Source organism: Streptomyces sp. NPDC048590, assembly GCF_043199535.1.
In the GTDB taxonomy this organism is placed as follows: Bacteria; Actinomycetota; Actinomycetes; order Streptomycetales; family Streptomycetaceae; genus Streptomyces.
Map to the genome: position 1 here is coordinate 863,218 of NZ_JBICWC010000001.1, position 14,937 is coordinate 878,154.

General features: G+C 71.8%; 15 protein-coding genes. 8 read left to right on the plus strand and 7 right to left on the minus strand.

Annotation, left to right across the window (positions count from 1 at the left end; genetic code table 11):
* Positions 1–210: 210 nt before the first annotated feature.
* The 5 genes from ACGFNN_RS03755 to ACGFNN_RS03775 are packed head-to-tail and all read left to right on the plus strand — an operon-like array spanning position 211 to position 4,609.
* Complete coding sequence (locus tag ACGFNN_RS03755; RefSeq protein WP_393552564.1) at positions 211–1,953, plus strand: ATP-binding protein; 1,743 nt, start codon at positions 211–213, stop codon at positions 1,951–1,953.
* A 5-nt stretch (positions 1,954–1,958) separates the two neighbouring features.
* The gene (locus ACGFNN_RS03760) at positions 1,959–2,369 is read left to right on the plus strand and encodes a roadblock/LC7 domain-containing protein (protein WP_073747478.1); all 411 of its coding nucleotides are present in this window, start codon (positions 1,959–1,961) and stop codon (positions 2,367–2,369) included.
* Entirely contained in the window at positions 2,366–2,737 is a 372-nt protein-coding gene (locus tag ACGFNN_RS03765; protein ID WP_362543826.1) for a DUF742 domain-containing protein, read from the plus strand. Before ACGFNN_RS03760 ends, ACGFNN_RS03765 begins: the two co-directional genes overlap by 4 nt.
* Positions 2,718–3,326: an ATP/GTP-binding protein gene (locus tag ACGFNN_RS03770; protein WP_362543823.1), complete on the plus strand. Its 609-nt coding sequence runs from the start codon at positions 2,718–2,720 to the stop codon at positions 3,324–3,326. The genes ACGFNN_RS03765 and ACGFNN_RS03770 overlap by 20 nt, the downstream gene beginning before the upstream one ends.
* Positions 3,323–4,609 carry a cytochrome P450 gene (locus ACGFNN_RS03775; RefSeq protein ID WP_393552568.1) on the plus strand — a complete coding sequence of 429 codons (1,287 nt, stop codon included), beginning with the start codon at positions 3,323–3,325 and terminating at the stop codon, positions 4,607–4,609. The genes ACGFNN_RS03770 and ACGFNN_RS03775 overlap by 4 nt, the downstream gene beginning before the upstream one ends.
* A gap of 69 nt (positions 4,610–4,678) precedes the next feature.
* On the opposite strand, the gene ACGFNN_RS03780 is transcribed toward ACGFNN_RS03775, so the two are convergent.
* Complete coding sequence (locus ACGFNN_RS03780; protein WP_393552571.1) at positions 4,679–5,710, minus strand: 7-epi-alpha-eudesmol synthase; 1,032 nt, start codon at positions 5,708–5,710, stop codon at positions 4,679–4,681.
* Between the two features lie 272 nt (positions 5,711–5,982).
* Positions 5,983–6,411 (minus strand): pyridoxamine 5'-phosphate oxidase family protein, encoded by a 429-nt coding sequence (locus ACGFNN_RS03785; RefSeq protein ID WP_393552574.1) that lies wholly within the window; start codon positions 6,409–6,411, stop codon positions 5,983–5,985.
* Between the two features lie 164 nt (positions 6,412–6,575).
* On the opposite strand from ACGFNN_RS03785, the gene ACGFNN_RS03790 reads away from it, so the two are divergent.
* Positions 6,576–7,055, plus strand: coding sequence for a GNAT family N-acetyltransferase (locus ACGFNN_RS03790; protein ID WP_393552577.1), 480 nt, complete (start codon positions 6,576–6,578; stop codon positions 7,053–7,055).
* Positions 7,056–7,157: 102 nt separating this feature from the next.
* Here the strand turns inward: ACGFNN_RS03790 and ACGFNN_RS03795 are convergent, their stop codons facing one another.
* Both ACGFNN_RS03795 and ACGFNN_RS03800 read right to left on the minus strand, forming a co-directional pair.
* The gene (locus ACGFNN_RS03795; protein WP_393552579.1) at positions 7,158–8,060 is read right to left on the minus strand and encodes a glycosyltransferase family 2 protein; all 903 of its coding nucleotides are present in this window, start codon (positions 8,058–8,060) and stop codon (positions 7,158–7,160) included.
* Between the two features lie 85 nt (positions 8,061–8,145).
* Positions 8,146–8,727 (minus strand): GNAT family N-acetyltransferase, encoded by a 582-nt coding sequence (locus tag ACGFNN_RS03800; RefSeq protein ID WP_393552582.1) that lies wholly within the window; start codon positions 8,725–8,727, stop codon positions 8,146–8,148.
* Positions 8,728–9,017: 290 nt separating this feature from the next.
* Between ACGFNN_RS03800 and ACGFNN_RS03805 the strand changes: the two genes are divergently transcribed.
* On the plus strand, positions 9,018–10,016 hold the full coding sequence (locus ACGFNN_RS03805) for an aldo/keto reductase (RefSeq protein ID WP_393552585.1): 999 nt from the start codon (positions 9,018–9,020) through the stop codon (positions 10,014–10,016).
* 87 nt (positions 10,017–10,103) lie between these two features.
* Here ACGFNN_RS03805 and ACGFNN_RS03810 read toward each other — a convergent pair whose 3' ends face one another.
* Both ACGFNN_RS03810 and ACGFNN_RS03815 read right to left on the minus strand, forming a co-directional pair.
* Positions 10,104–10,958, minus strand: a complete 855-nt coding sequence (locus ACGFNN_RS03810) for a PhzF family phenazine biosynthesis protein (protein WP_393552588.1) — start codon at positions 10,956–10,958, stop codon at positions 10,104–10,106.
* Positions 10,959–11,306: 348 nt separating this feature from the next.
* Positions 11,307–12,062 (minus strand): SDR family oxidoreductase, encoded by a 756-nt coding sequence (locus ACGFNN_RS03815; RefSeq protein WP_393552591.1) that lies wholly within the window; start codon positions 12,060–12,062, stop codon positions 11,307–11,309.
* Between the two features lie 142 nt (positions 12,063–12,204).
* On the opposite strand from ACGFNN_RS03815, the gene ACGFNN_RS03820 reads away from it, so the two are divergent.
* Complete coding sequence (locus ACGFNN_RS03820; protein ID WP_393552594.1) at positions 12,205–13,872, plus strand: alkaline phosphatase D family protein; 1,668 nt, start codon at positions 12,205–12,207, stop codon at positions 13,870–13,872.
* Between the two features lie 19 nt (positions 13,873–13,891).
* Here the strand turns inward: ACGFNN_RS03820 and ACGFNN_RS03825 are convergent, their stop codons facing one another.
* The gene (locus tag ACGFNN_RS03825; RefSeq protein ID WP_393552596.1) at positions 13,892–14,899 is read right to left on the minus strand and encodes a Gfo/Idh/MocA family protein; all 1,008 of its coding nucleotides are present in this window, start codon (positions 14,897–14,899) and stop codon (positions 13,892–13,894) included.
* Positions 14,900–14,937 lie beyond the last annotated feature (38 nt).

A 14,937-nucleotide genomic window follows, 5' to 3' on the forward strand; every position in this document is an offset into this window, starting at 1 on the left:
TCCGGGAGGCGTAAAGGGTTCCGGCCACCCCGTGATCGAATACCTCCCGATATGCGGAGGACGGTTGATCAGTTAGCCGCTGAACCCGATAGGCTCCCCTGCGGCGCGGCGAGTTGACGTGATGTCACTTTGCCGCCGCGATGCTGCGCGCTCCCCACGGGCGCTGCCCGCACCGCCCCCGTTCGAAAGTGGTGCACTCGAAGGATGCAGATGGAACTTGCCACTCCACAACCGGTGGCGCGGACCCCTGTCGCCTGGCTCGGCTGGTGGCTGATGCCGCTGGCGCTGGGAGCCGGAACCGTCGTCACCGCGGTGGCCGGACCGGACGAGGTCCAGATACCCGCGACCTTCGCGGGAGCGGCGGTCACCGTCGCCGGCTCGGTCTGTGTGCGGCTCCTGATCCGTTCCCGTGCGCAACTGCGGCGCGCGGGCGATGAGTTCCGGTCGTCGCAGGCGGAGCACTCCCGGCAGCGCTACGCCGATGTCGCGGACCGGGAACAGAGATTCGCGGCCGAACGCTCCGCCCTGGAAGCCCAACTGGCGGAACAGAGGGACCGGTTCGAGTCCCATCTCGCCGAGAGCGGCCAGGCGAACGAGGAGGGCCTCGCGGCCCGGACCCGCGACTGGGAGCAGCGGCTCGAACTCCAGCGGGAACTCGTCGTCCGGCTCGGCGACGCCCATCTCCCGGAAGCCGTGAAGCGGCTCCGCGAGGGCGAGGCCATCGACGACATCCTGGCGGAGGTCGGCCAGGAGACGGACGCGGACGCCCGGACACGTGCCGCACTGCGCAAGGTCCTGCGCACCGCGCTCCTCGGTCTCGAGGAGGAGCTGAATCGTTCAACCTCCGCCGAACAGGCCGTGGTGGGCATCGGCAGCCGGATCCATGTGCTGACCGGCCGGCTGCGCGGCCGGCTCCACGAGATGCAGGGCGAACACGGGCGGCTGCCCGCCGTGGCCCAGGGCCTCATGGAGCTGGACCAGGAGATCGGCCCCGCCGACTGCCTCGCCGCCAGCATCGGCGTACTCGGCGGTTCCGACCGGCCCGGGCGCCAGTGGCAGGACCCCCAGCGGCTGCTCAGCGTCGTACGCGGCGGGATCGGCCGGATCAAGGACTTCAACCGCGTCCAGGTGCGTCAGCTGCCCGAACTCGGTGTCGACGGCTCCCTGGTGGACCACCTCACCCTGATCTTCGCCCACCTCCTGGACAACGCGGCGCGCTACTCCCCGCCGACCGAGCCCGTGGTGGTCTCCGGCAAGGAGGTGCCCAACGGCGTCGGCATCGAGATCCAGGACTCGGGCAAGGGCCTGAGCGACGAGCGCAAGCGCGAGGCGGAGCAGGCCATCGCGGGCACCTCGAAGGGACCCGGCCTCGGCGGCATCTCCGAGGACGCCAACCTCGGCCTGCGCGTGGTGGGCGCCCTGGCGCGCCGCTACGGCATCCGTGTCACCTTCGCGGACTCGCCCTGGCTCGGCACGTCCGTCGTCGTGGTCGTCCCGCACAAGTACTTCAGCCATCTGCCCGCGTCGGTCGTCGAACCGTCCGTGCCCGCCGCCGCGGCGGGGAACGAGCCGGCTCCCGGGCCGGTCGCCGCGGCAGCGGCCCTCGCGGACATCACCGGGACGACGACGGAAGCGCCGCCGGCCATGGACACCACCCCGGGCGGACTGCCCCGGCGCAGGAGCAGGAGGGCGGACGCACCGTCGGCCCCGGCCGGCGCGGCCGGGGGGACCGAGGAGTCCGTGACCGGGCGGACCACCGGCGTCCTGCCCGCGAGGACCCCGGAGTCGGTGGCCGCCGTGCCGCCGGACGCCTCGTTCGCCGGCCTCGCCGCCTTCGCCACGGCGGGACGCGAGAGCGGTCCGGCGGGTACGACGGCCCCGGCCGACGCCGACCCGGACGCACGCGAGACGAATGCCGGCCGTGAGTACGTACGTACGGAAGAGAGCGACTAGTCCCCATGACGCAACAGGGAACCGACGTGAGCTGGGCGCTCCGTGATCTGACGGAGAGCATCCGGGAGATCCGCTTCGCCCTCGTGGCCTCCAGCGACGGCAAGGCCATCACCTCCTACGGCGCCGACGACCCGGACGACGTGGACCGCTTCGCCGCCGTGGTCGCGGGTTTGCAGGCGCTCGCCCAGCCCGTCGCCGAGCAATTCCCCAAGTACGCCGGCCAACTCCGCCTGGCGATGATCGAGGTCGACGGCGGCCACCTCTTCGTGGTGCGGGCAGGGGTGGAGACCTACCTCGGGGTCCTCGCCCGAGAAGGGCTCGACCAGGGCCTGCTCGGCCACCAGATGAGAGACCTGGCGCGCAGGATGGGAGAGCTCCTCGGCACCAGTCCGCGCCTGGAGGAGCACTCTGGATGAGTGGTCCCCGCCGGCCCACGGACCCGCCCGGTCTCGAGCGCTACTACGTCCTCACCGGAGGGCGCAGCGGACCGGGGGGTTCGGCGTCGACCCTGGACGTGGCGACTCTGATCAGCTCCCGCTCCGCGACCGGGCAGGGCCTGCAGCACGAGCACGAGGAGATCATCCGGCGCTGCCGTGAGCCGTTGTCGGTGGCCGAGCTCGGCGCCCATCTCGGACTGCCCTTCAACATCCTCGCGGTGCTGCTGGCCGATCTGCTGGACGCAGGCCGCGTCGAAGCCCGTGACCCCATCCCGGCGTCAGCCGTCGGCCGCGCGCCCGACCTCGCGCTCCTTGAGGAGGTACTCAGTGGACTTCAAAGGCTTTGACCGCCCAGGCCGTCACGCGGCCGACGGCGGAACCCGCTCGGTGAAGGTGATGATCGCCGGCGGGTTCGGCACCGGGAAGACCACCCTGGTGCGCTCGGTCAGCGACATCAAGCCGCTCACCACCGAGGAGACGCTGACGCAGGCCAGTGTGGACGTCGACGACCTGATCGGGGTGGCGGACAAGCAGGAGACCACCGTCAGCCTCGACTTCGGGAAGATCGGCCTCAACGAGGAGCTGGTGCTCTACCTCTTCGGGACACCGGGGCAGGAGCGGTTCTGGTTCCTGTGGAACGGCCTGTTCAAGGGCGCCCTGGGCGCGGTGGTCCTGGTGGACACCCGCCGCCTGGCGTCCAGCTTCCGGGCCATCGAGGAGATGGAGCGGCAGAACGTCCCCTTCGTCATCGCCCTGAACGTGTTCCCCGACTCCAAGGACCACCCGATCGAAGAGATCCGCGACGCCCTGGACATACCCGACCACACCCCGGTCGTGACCTGCGACGCCCGTGACCGTGCCTCCAGCCGTGATGTGCTGATCGCGCTGATCCACCACCTGAAGGCGCGTTCCGCAGCTGCTCTGGAGCCCCGATGACCGACGACCACGAGGTGAGAGGCGGACACCCGGAGGCCGCGGGGGAGGAGGCCCCCCGGGGCTGCCCCGTCGCGCACGGCGGTGCCGACGGGCTCACCCGGCTGTACGGGCCGGACGCCGCGGTCGACCCGCAGGGCATCTACGGCCGGCTGCGCAAGGAGTACGGGGCGGTGGCGCCGGTGCTGCTCGAAGGGGACGTCCGCGCCTGGCTGGTGCTCGGCTACCGGGAGAGCAGGCGGGTGCTCGACAACCCGCTGCAGTTCAGCCGGGACTCACGGATCTGGCAGGACTGGAAGGACGGCCGTGTCGAGGAGACCTCACCGCTGATCCAGATGCTGGGCTGGCGCCCCGACTGCGTCTCCCAGGACGGCGAACCGCACCGCAGGCTGCGCAGGGCCGTCACCGACAACCTGGACACCGTCGCGGGGCGCGGGATCCGGCGCCATGTCACGCACTTCGCGAACAAGCAGATCGACGCGTTCGCCGAGGCGGGCACCGCCGACCTGGTCGGGGACTACGCCGAATACCTGCCGATGCTCGTGCTGACCAGGCTCTTCGGGCTCCCGGCGGCCGAGGGGCGCAGCCTCGCGGTCTCCTGCGCCCAGGTCATCAAGGGCGGGCCGGACGCACTCGAACACAACGACCGCATCATGGGGATCCTGGCGGAGCTCGCGGAACGCAAGCGGATCGAGCCCGGACCCGACTTCACCACCGGACTGCTCGGCCACGACGCGGACCTGGACGAGGGCGAGATCCTCAGCCATCTGCGGCTCGTCCTCATCACCGCGCACACCACCACCAGCAATCTGCTGGCCCGGGTGCTGGAACTGATCCTCACCGACTCCTCCCGGCTCGCCGGACTCGTCGGCGGCCGGCGGGCCGTCTCCGAGGTCGTCGAGGAAGTCATGTGGAACACCCCGCCCCTGGCGGTCCTCCCCGGCCGGTTCGCCACCTCGGACCTCGAACTGGGCGGTACGCGGATCCGGGAGGGCGACCTGCTGGTGCTCGGACTCGCCGCCGGGAACCTCGACCCGGACATCCGGCCGGACGAGGGCGTCTCCGTGCTCGGGAACCAGTCGCACCTCGCGTTCAGCGGCGGCCCTCACGAGTGCCCCGGCCAGAACATCGGCCAGGCCATCATCGAGACCGCCGTCGACACCCTGCTGCACCGCCTGCCCGGACTGCGGCTGTCCGTACCCGCCGACGAGCTCACCTCGACGGCCTCCACCTGGGAGGCCCGGCTGGACTCCCTCCCCGTCGAGTTCACCCCGCACGCCGGCTGAGGCCGAGCTCACCGGGGAGCGGCCGGCCCGCGTCCCGCCCGGCCGGGCGGGACGCGGGGGCCGGACGGGTCAGACGGCGAGCAGGTCGTCCAGCGACCCGCGTCCCGCGAGCTCCGCGGTCGCGGCCGGGCCCTCCTTCGCGGCGGCGTACCTGCCCGAGGTCAGGGCCCACTCGTAGTTCCCGCTGATCCAGTGCTGGATGGCCTCCACGCCCATCCGCACCTGATCGCGCTCGTCACCGCCGAGGCCCAGCTCGTCACACATCCCCGGTACGCGCGCCTCGAGTTCCAGGTACTCGTCGAGGCACTCCGTGGTCATCCGGTATGCCTCGTCGGCGGCCTCCTCCCAGGAGCCGCCGCGCTCCCGGTGCAGTACGGCGATGAGGTTGTGTCCGTCCCCCCGCCGCTTCTCGCGCTCGAAGGAGTGGATGTCGTTCATGAAGCCGATGGTGTCCGCGGCCAGGTCACGCATCCTGACCATCAGGCCGTGGGCCTGGACCTGCGCCGGTACCTCGAAGCCGCGGCTGCGCTCACCGGCGTCGATGCTGTGGTGGATGCCCACGGTGCGACGGCGGAACTCCGCGTACTCCTCGATGCCGAGCGATCCCGCCCGGCCCCTGGCGGCCAGGTCGACCTCCTCGGTGTGCGCCACGAGGAAGCGCCCCCAGGACGCCGCGAAGCGGGTGCGCCAAGTCAGGGACATGCCATCCGAGAGCTGCGCCCAGACCTCGGCCCAGGCGTTGGTGATGGGGCAGACCACACGCGGGGGCGTCCCGGCGGGGCGCAGCGGTGTGGCGATGAGCTCCCGTGCGACCTCGGCTATCCGGTCCGCGCGGTCGGGGCTCCCGGAGTCGAACTGGTCGTCGAAGAGGAAGGCCAGGGAGAACCAGTTCATCAGTACGACCATGTCCTCGGCCGAGGCGTAGGGGTACGTCCGCGCCGCCGCCTGGGGCAGGTCCCAGGACTGGTACTCCTCGAATCCCGCCTGACTCCGCACCAGGCCCATCTCCCACACCCAGCGCAGATGGCGCTCGCGGGCCTGGTCGAGGTGTTCGCTGACCGGGGCCTCGAAGGGGAGGTCGAACGTGACGTCCTGCGGCATGGGTGTCCTCTCTTGACACGGTTCGCAGGCCCCCGCCCCTGCGACAGGGCGATCGGTATTGACGCCCATTGACTCGAAGTGCACGTTTTGAGGCGCAATTTGATGGCCCATCATGTGCGCCCTGATGCTGCCCAGAGCCTAAACGATCTATGCCGCAAGATCAGTACGAAGATGTGATGACCGGAATCAGTGGTTCAGTGCGGCCGGAACACGGCACCGCCCGCTCCCCCCGGCGGTGTGGGGGAGCGGGCGGAGACCGGGCCGACGACGGGTCAGAACGCCCCGAGGTCGGTGCTCAGCCAGTGCTCGGGGCGCATGTGGATCACGACCTGTTCGCCGTGGGACTTCCATGCGAAGTCGACGTATGCCTCGACCTTGTCGGCCGGCAGGTAGCGCGAGGAGATCTCGGTCAGCAGCTCGCGGGTGGCAGGGGAGGTGTCGGTGACCGGCCCCTCGACGGAGACGTAGCGGACGGTCGGGGAGACGCGGTCCACCATGAGGCTGAACCGGCCCGCGGCGGCGATGGCGGTGCCCTTGCGGGAGTCACGGCCCGTCATGATCCAGAGATCGCCGCCGGCTTCGTACTGGTACCAGATCGGCACGGTGAGCGGCGCCCTGCCCTCCTCCTGCGCGTCCACGGCCAGTGCGGCGACATGTGGTTCGGCCAGGAACTGCTCACGCTCTTCACGGGTCAAAGCCACGGCTGGACTCCTCGGGTGGGCGGTCGGCGTTGCCTGAGGCCGCATTATGCAACGCATCCCACCCTGTACCCGGGGAGCCGCACCCCGTCCCGGCGTTTCGGCCATGACGGGCGATTCCCCTGCTATACCTGTGCGTTCGGTTCACCGGACGAAAGGGGAGCGACGTGACGGACCGGGGGACGGCCGTGCTGCTGCGGGAGGCGGCCCCGGGGGACGCCGGGGAGATCACCGCGATCTTCCTCGCCTCCCGGGCCGCGGCACTGCCCGGGCTGCGGCGGGTGCACAGCGACGCGGACACCCTCGCCTGGATCACCCATGTCGTCCTGCCGGGCAGCCGGGTGTGGGTGGCGGAAGGGTCGACGGGGGAACTGCTGGGCTTCGCCGCGCTGGACGGGGACGAGCTCGACCATCTCTACCTACGGCCCGGCGCGCTGCGACAGGGCATCGGAACCCTCCTGCTGGAGCGGGTGAAGAGCGCCTCGCGGGGCGAGCTGGGTCTCCATACCTTCCGGCGCAACACCGGGGCACGCGCCTTCTACGAGCGGCACGGATTCACCGCCGTGGCGTACGACGACGGCTCCCGCAACGAGGAGGGCGAACCGGACGTGCGCTATCGGTGGAGCGCGGCGGCCGGGCGGGCCTGAGGGATTCCAGGCAGGGGTGTCCCGTGACGGCCTCGCCGGCCGCGCCAGCCGGACCGGGCAGGCCTGAGGGATCACGCAGCCCCGCCGTTCCGCGTCCCGGCGTCAGATCACCGGCGGGCGTCCCAGCCGGGTCATCCGCCACACTGTGCGCCAGCGCATCGGCCTGCGCGCACCGCACTCGGTGCGCATCCCCTCGGCGAAGCCCGCCGCCCACGCCTTCAGGCCGGTGACCGAGCGGGTGCGTGCGACGGTGAGCAGCACCCAGGTGCCGAGGTAGAGGGGTACGAGCAGGGCCGGCAGGTGCCGGCGGGCCAGCCAGACGCGGTTGCGGGCCGTCATGCGGTAGTAGACCGCGTGCCGGGCCGGGGACGTCTTCGGGTGCTGGAGCAGCAGCCCGGGCTCGTAGAGGATCTTCCAGCCGGCGTCGAGCGCACGCCAGGACAGATCGGTCTCCTCGTGCGTGAAGAAGAACTCGGCCGGCCAGAGGCCGGTCCCGGCGAGCATCTCCATGGACAGCGCGTGGCCCCCGCCGAGGAACGCGGTGACCTCGCCCCGGCGCATCGGGTCCTTGGCCCGCAGCCGGGGGACGTGGCGGCGCTGGGTCTCCCCGTGCTCGTCCGCGATACGGAAGCCGACGATGCCGAGTCCGGAGTCGGCGGAGTACAGCTCCTGGACCCTGCTGAGCACGTCCTTGTCGACGAGGAGCCCGTCGTCGTCCAGTTCGACGACCACGTCGACGTCGCCGAAGCCGGCCAGAGCCTCCAGGGCCTCGTTACGGCCGCCGGGGCAGCCGAGGTTCTCGTCGAGTTCCAGCACCGTCACCCCGCCGGACAGGTCCTGGAGGCCGGGGAAGGACGCGTAGTCGGGGAGCGGTGACCCGTTGCCCACGACGACCACCCGGGCGGGGCGCGCGTCCTGCATGGCGACCGAGGCCAGCAGCGCCTCGACCTGCCGCGGACGGTCTCCCATGGTCACGACGGACACGCCGACACGTGGTACGGACAAGGCTCGGCTCTCCCGGGGAATCGGTTCTTCTGCTCCTGCGGTGCCGCGGGCCCGCGGCGGTGCCCGCGATCGTAACCCCTCGTGTTCAGCTTCCCGTCGCTGCCTGGTCACCCGGAGACGGGTCGCCGTTCAGCCGCGAGTACATCAGCATGTCCCGGCGCTTCCCTCCGATCTCCTGCCAGCCGCGCAGCAGCCCCTCGCGCCGGAAGCCGGCGCTCTCGGCGGTCCGTACGGACGCGGTGTTCCACGGCTCGACGAGGATCTGCGCCCTCGGGATGCGCAGTTCGTGCAGCGCCCAGGTGGCGACCGTCCGCAGCGCCGCTCCCATCACGCCCCGGCGGCGGAAGGGTGCCGTCATCCAGTAGCCGAGTGAGGCCCTCCCCTCGGCCTCCTCGGTGAGCCAGAGCCCGATGGCGCCGACCGGCTGCCGGTCCCGGGTCCGCGCGATGGCGAACGGATACCCGGTCCCGGCGGCCGCCCGGTCCCACTGGCGCCTGACATAGGCCTGCGCCGCGTCGTCGGAGTAGGGGGAGGGGATCGTGGTGATCTTCGGGATGTAGTCGTCGTCCGCCGCCTGGCGGATGAGGGGCAGATCGCTCATCTCCCAGGGGCGCAGGACGAAATCGGCTCCGGCGGTCATGCTGGGGACGGTCAGCGGTTGTGCCATGACCGCCATCCTGCCGCGCGTACGCCCTCCGGGCCGGACTCGACTCACCCGGTGGACCAGGCGGACTTTCGGTTGCGGGACCGGCCGAGGAACACCCTGGCCGGCACGGGCGCCCGCCGGGACGAGCGCCGAGTTGAGCAGCACCGCGGCCGAGATGCCGGACAGGGCGGCAGTGGCGGCGCGGGCGGGCGTTTACGTGGTCCGGCCGTGAGGTCCCCGAAACCGGTCCGGCGCCCGCCGGGGAACCGGGCTTGACCTCGCGTGCGCTTCAACTCGTAGCGTCCACGGCCATGGAGACGGAAACGAACTGGCAGAAGAGGACTCTCGGTCGCACCGGGATCGAGACCGGCGCGCTCGGCTTCGGGTGCTGGGCGATCGGCGGTGAGTTCACGACGCCCGACGGCAGCCCGCTCGGGTGGGGCCGGGTCGACGACGAGGAGTCGGTGGCCGCGATCCACCGGGCCCTCGACCTGGGCGTGCGGTTCTTCGACACCGCGGACGCGTACGGGGCCGGCCACAGCGAACGTGTGCTCGGCAGGGCGCTGGCGGGCAGGCGGGACGAGGCCGTCATCGCCACCAAGTGGGGTTATCGCTACGACGAGCGCACCCGCGTCATGCACGAGGCCGACAGCTCACCGGCGTACGCCCGCCGGGCGCTCGTCGCCTCGCTGCGCAGGCTGGGGACCGACCACATCGACCTCTATCAGCTGCACCTGGGTGAAGCGCCGCTCGACGAGGCGGCCGAGCTGCGTGACGCCTGCGAGGAGTTCGTGGCGGAAGGGCTGATCCGGGCCTACGCGTGGAGCACCGACGACCCGGAGCGCGCGGCCCTCTTCGCCGAGGGCGAGCACTGCGCCGCCGTCCAGCACGCCTGCAACGTGCTGGAGGACGCGCCCGAGATGCTGAGGACGGGGGAGGAACGGCGCCTGCTCAGCATCATCCGGAGCCCGCTGGCCATGGGCCTGCTCACCGGCGCTCGCGACCCGGGCCGGAGGGCCGCGGCCGGCGACATCCGGTCCACCCCGCCGGCCTGGCTGGGCTGGTTCGAGGAGGGCGGGGTCCCGGCGGAGCGCTGGGCGAAAGGGGTCGAGGCCGTCCGCGACATCCTCACCGCCGACGGCCGTACGCTCGCCCAGGGTGCGCTCGGCTGGCTCTGGGCGCGGAGCCCGCTGACCGTGCCGATCCCCGGCTTCCGGACCGTGGCCCAGGCCGAGGAGAACGCGGGCGCCCTCGCCCTCGGGCCTCTTCGGCCCAGGCAGCTCGAGGAGATCGCCGACCTGCTCGGCTGAGGCCCCGGACCGGCCGACGCGGGCAGGTTCAGGGGGCGGGCGGACGCACGTCGGTCCGGTCCGCCCGGCGGGCCCCGGGGTCTCGTATCAACCGATACGGGTCCCCGTCCCGCTCACGGCCACCCGCGCGTCGCCCGCGGTGAGCGAGACGGTGAGGGTGCCCGGGCGGCCCATGTCGGCACCCTGGTGCAGGGTGAGAGTCGCCTCCTCAGGCACCAGGCCCGTCTCGCGCGCGTACGCGCCGAACGCGGCCGCCGCCGCACCCGTCGCCGGGTCCTCGACGACTCCGCCGACCGGGAACGGGTCCCGGACGTGGAAGACCGTTCCCGACTCCCGCCACACCAGCTGAAGGGTGGTCAGATCGAGCCGGTGCATCAGGGCTTCCAGGCGGGCGAAATCGTACGACAGGTCCGCCAGCCGCTCCCGGGTCGCCGCCGCGAGTACCAGGTGCCGGGCCCCGGCGAAGGCGATCCGGGGCGGGAACCCCGGGTCCAGTTCGGTCTCCCGCCAGTCCAGGGCGGCCAGCGCCTCGGCCAGGTCGCCGGGGGTGATCTCCGCGATGTGCGGTTCGACGCTGGTGAGGGTGGCGCGCAGCTCGCCGGCCTCCCGGGTGACCGTGACCGGGACCTGGCCGGCGAGGGTGGAGAAGACCAGGTCGCCAGGGCCGTCCCGCTCGGCGAGCGCGAGGGCGGTGGCCACCGTCGCGTGGCCGCAGAAGGGGACCTCGGCCTTCGGGCTGAAGTAGCGCACGGTGTGACCGCCGTGCCCGTCCGCGGCGGTCAGAAACGCCGACTCGCTGTAGCCCAGCTCGGCGGCGATCGCCTGCATCGCCGCGTCGTCGAGCCCTGAGGCGTCCAGGACGACCCCTGCGGGGTTGCCGCCGTCGGGGTCGGCGGAGAAGGCGGTGTAACGGAGGACGTCGGCCCCTGGGTGTGTGCTCATGCCGCTGCTCAACCGGGCATCGCCGGTGGGTATTCCGGAATCCCCGGCGGGAACCTCCCCCAGGGTGGTCCGGGGTCCTGACTCCCCGGACCACCCCTGGCCGCACCCGCGGACCCCCCGGCCGCGGCGGCCCGTCCACTGTGGTCGGTGGCAGGCGTGCACGCCGGTGCCCCTCAGGGGCCGGCATGCGTGCGCATGCGATGTGTTCCTTGTGTGTGCGAGCCGTGAAGGTCACAGCATACGGGCAGTGCGCGCCTTTCGGGGCACGAATACGGAAGCGGGTAAGTCACTTCTCTGCGGAGCGAGTTCCGCGACACGCTCCTCCGGGCGCGAGCGAGGCCGGACGGGTCAGCCCCGGCCCACGTACGGCATGTTCGTCGCCAGCACCGTCGCGAACTGCACATTGGCCTCCAGCGGCAGTTCCGCCATGTGGAGGACCGTGCGGGCCACGTCGTCCGCCGCCATCACCGGCTCGGACACGACCTCACCGTTGGCCTGGAGGATCCCCGCACTCATCCGTTCGGTCATCTCGGTCGCCGCGTTGCCGATGTCGATCTGCCCGCAGGCGATCCGGTAGGGCCGCCCGTCCAGCGACAGGGACTTCGTCAGACCGGTCACGGCGTGCTTGGTCGCCGTGTAGGCGATGGAGTGCGGCCGGGGTGCGTGGGCCGAGATGGACCCGTTGTTGATGATCCTGCCGCCCTGCGGGTCCTGCTCCTTCATCAGGCGGTACGCCGCCTGGGCGCACAGGAACGTCCCGGTCAGATTGACGTCCACGACCGTCCGCCAGTCCTTGTACTCGATGTCCTCGACCGGCGCCGCGCGCGGTCCGAAGGTCCCCGCGTTGTTGAAGAGCAGATCCAGCCGCCCGAAGCGGTCGCCCACGGCGCCGAAGAGTGCCGAGACTCCGGCCGGGTCGCTCACGTCGGTGGGCAGGCACACGGTCGCGCCGGGCCGGGCCGCGGCGGCCGTCTCCTCGAGGGCCGGGGCCCGCCGTCCCGCCAGGGCCACCGTCCATCCCGCACCCGCCAGGGTCAGGGCGACCGCCCGGCCGATCCCCGACCCGGCACCTGTGACGACCGCGATCTTCCGCTCAGTGTTCATGGCCCGGCAGCGTACGGGAGGTTTTCGGGGCACAGGCACCCGGTGCTCATCACGCGGCCATTCGGATGTTGTGTACCCGCCAACGGTAGGTCGTCGCCCCGCACTCCAATGCCTCTGACAACATCCGGCAGGGGAGGGGCATATGACACCCGCACAGTTGAGCACCACGCCCGGTCAGCAGGGCCATTCCGCCGAACTGCGCCGTGCCGCGCAGCGGATCGGATCAGGTGTGGACCGCCGCCGGTTCCTCACGGTCACCGGCGCGGCGGCCGCGCTGGCCTTCGCGGTCAACCTGCCCGGCGCGGGCACGGCCGCCGCCGCCGAGCTCGACGCGCGGAAGATCACCGAGGACCCCTTCACCCTCGGGGTGGCGTCCGGCGACCCGCAGCCGGATTCCGTACTCCTGTGGACGAGACTCGCGCCCCGCCCCTACGAGGCAGACGGCGGGCTGCCCGCCGAGCGCGTCGAGGTCCGCTGGGAGATCGCCCGCGACTCCCGGTTCCGGTGGATCGTCCGGCGCGGCACCTCCACGGCCCACCCGGAGTTCGGCCACGCGGTCCACGTCGACGCCCGCGGACTCGACTCCGACCGGACCTTCTACTACCGCTTCCGTGCCGGCAGCTGGATCAGCCCCACCGGACGCACCCGCACGGCCCCCTCGGCCTGGGCCCGCAACAGCTCCCTGACGCTGGCCGCCGTCTCCTGCCAGGCGTACCACGACGGTTACTACACCGCCTACCGGCACCTCGCGGACGAGGACGTCGACGTGGTCTTCCACCTCGGCGACTACCTCTACGAGTACGCCGTCACCGCCGTGGGCGGCGTCCGCAACTACACCGACCGGGTCCTCCCGGACCACTTCAACCGGGAGACGCTGACGCTGGAGGACTACCGCATGCGGTACGGCCTCTACAAGTCCGACCCCGACCTGCGCGCCGCCCACGCCGCGCACCCCTTCGTCGTCACCTGGGACGACCACGAGACCGAGAACAACTACGCGGGCGACACCCCGGAGAACAGCGTCCCGCCCGAGGAGTTCCTGCTGCGCCGGGCCGCCGCCTACCGCGCCTACTGGGAGAACCAGCCGCTGCGCGCGCCGCAGCTCCCCACCGGTCCCGACATGCGGCTCTACCGCCGGCTGAAGTTCGGGCGGCTCGCCCAGTTCGACATCCTCGACACCCGGCAGTACCGCAGCAACCAGGCGTACGGCGACGGCTGGAAGGTCCCCGGCCCCGAGTCCGAGGACCCGTCGCGCACCATGACGGGCGCCGCGCAGGAACGCTGGCTGATCGACGGCTGGAAGGCCTCGGACGCCCTGTGGAACGTCGTCCCGCAGCAGGTCACCTTCTCGCAGCGGCGCGACGTACCGACCGACGCCTACAAGCTGTCCATGGACTCCTGGGACGGCTACTCCGCGTCCCGGCAGCGGATCATGGACGGTGCCGAGGCCGCCGGGGTGGACAACCTCATGGTCCTCACCGGTGACGTACACGTCGGCTACGCCTTCGACATCAAGAAGGACTTCGACGACCCGGCGTCCCGGACGCTCGGCACGGAGATCGTCGCCACCTCGATCACCAGCGGCAAGGACGGTGCCGACAAGCCGGCGAGCTGGGACAACCAGACCACGGCCAACCCGCACATGAAGTTCTACAACGGCCGCCGCGGCTACGTGAAGGTCAGCCTCGGACGGAACGAGGCCCGCGCCGACTTCCGTACGGTGTCCGCCGTCACCACGCCCGGCGCGCCCGTCAGCACGGCCGGCTCCTTCGTGACGGAGGCCGGGAACCCGGGACTCAACCCCGCGTGACCCGGCCCCCCGGACGGCGTCAGACGGCGCCGTCCGCCGGATAGCGGACGCCGATCCGGTCACGCACCGCGTCGAGCGTCCGCATCACGGCGAGCGAGCCCTCCAGCGGTACGAGCGGGGACTCCGTCTCGCCCGCCAGCAGGGCGCGCGTCACCTCGGCGGCCTCGTACTGCATGCCGGAGAGGCCTTGCGGGCCCGGGCCCGAGACGACCTTCTCGGGCTCGTGGCCCGGACGGTGCAGGATGAAGTGGTCCGGGTGGAAGAAGCCGTGCGGGAACTCGATCCGCCCGGCCGTGCCGGTGACGGACGCGGCGGTCGGCAGATCGCCCGTGATCGAGCAGGCCAGCAGAGCCGTGGCACCCGAGTCCCAGCCCAGCAGCATCCCGGTGTTCAGGTCGACGCCCTCGGGAGACAGCAGCGCGTCCGCCTGCACCCGGTCGGGCTCGCCCAGAAGCAGCTGGGCGAAGGACACCGGATAGACCCCCAGGTCCAGCAGCGCGCCCCCGCCGAGCGCGGGGTCGCGCAGACGGTGATCGGCCCCGAAGGTGCCCGCGAAGCCGAAGTCGGCCCGTACCGTGCGGATCTCGCCGATCGCGCCGTCCCGCACCAGTTCGGTCATCCGCCGGATGACCGGGTTGCAGTACGTCCACATGGCCTCCATCAGGAACAGCCCGCGCTCCCGGGCCAGATCCACCAGCTCCCGGGCCTCGCGCTCGTTGAGGGTGAACGCCTTCTCGCACAGCACGTGCTTGCCGGCCTCCAGGGCGAGCCCGGCAGCCTCGCGGTGGGCGGAGTGCGGGGTCGCGACGTAGACGACGTCGACGGTCTCGTCGGCGACGAGCTCCGCCCAGCTGCCGTACGCCCGCGCTATCCCGAACCGCTCGGCGAAGGCCCGCGCCGAGGCCTCGGTGCGCGAGGCGACCGCCACGACCTCCGCCCCCGGGTCCTTCATCGCCAGCAGATCCCCCGTGAAGGTCGCGGCGATGCCACCCGTCGCCAGCACACCCCAACGCACAGTCCCACTCATGCCCGTCCGCCCCACGCAATTAGGTATCGACCACTACG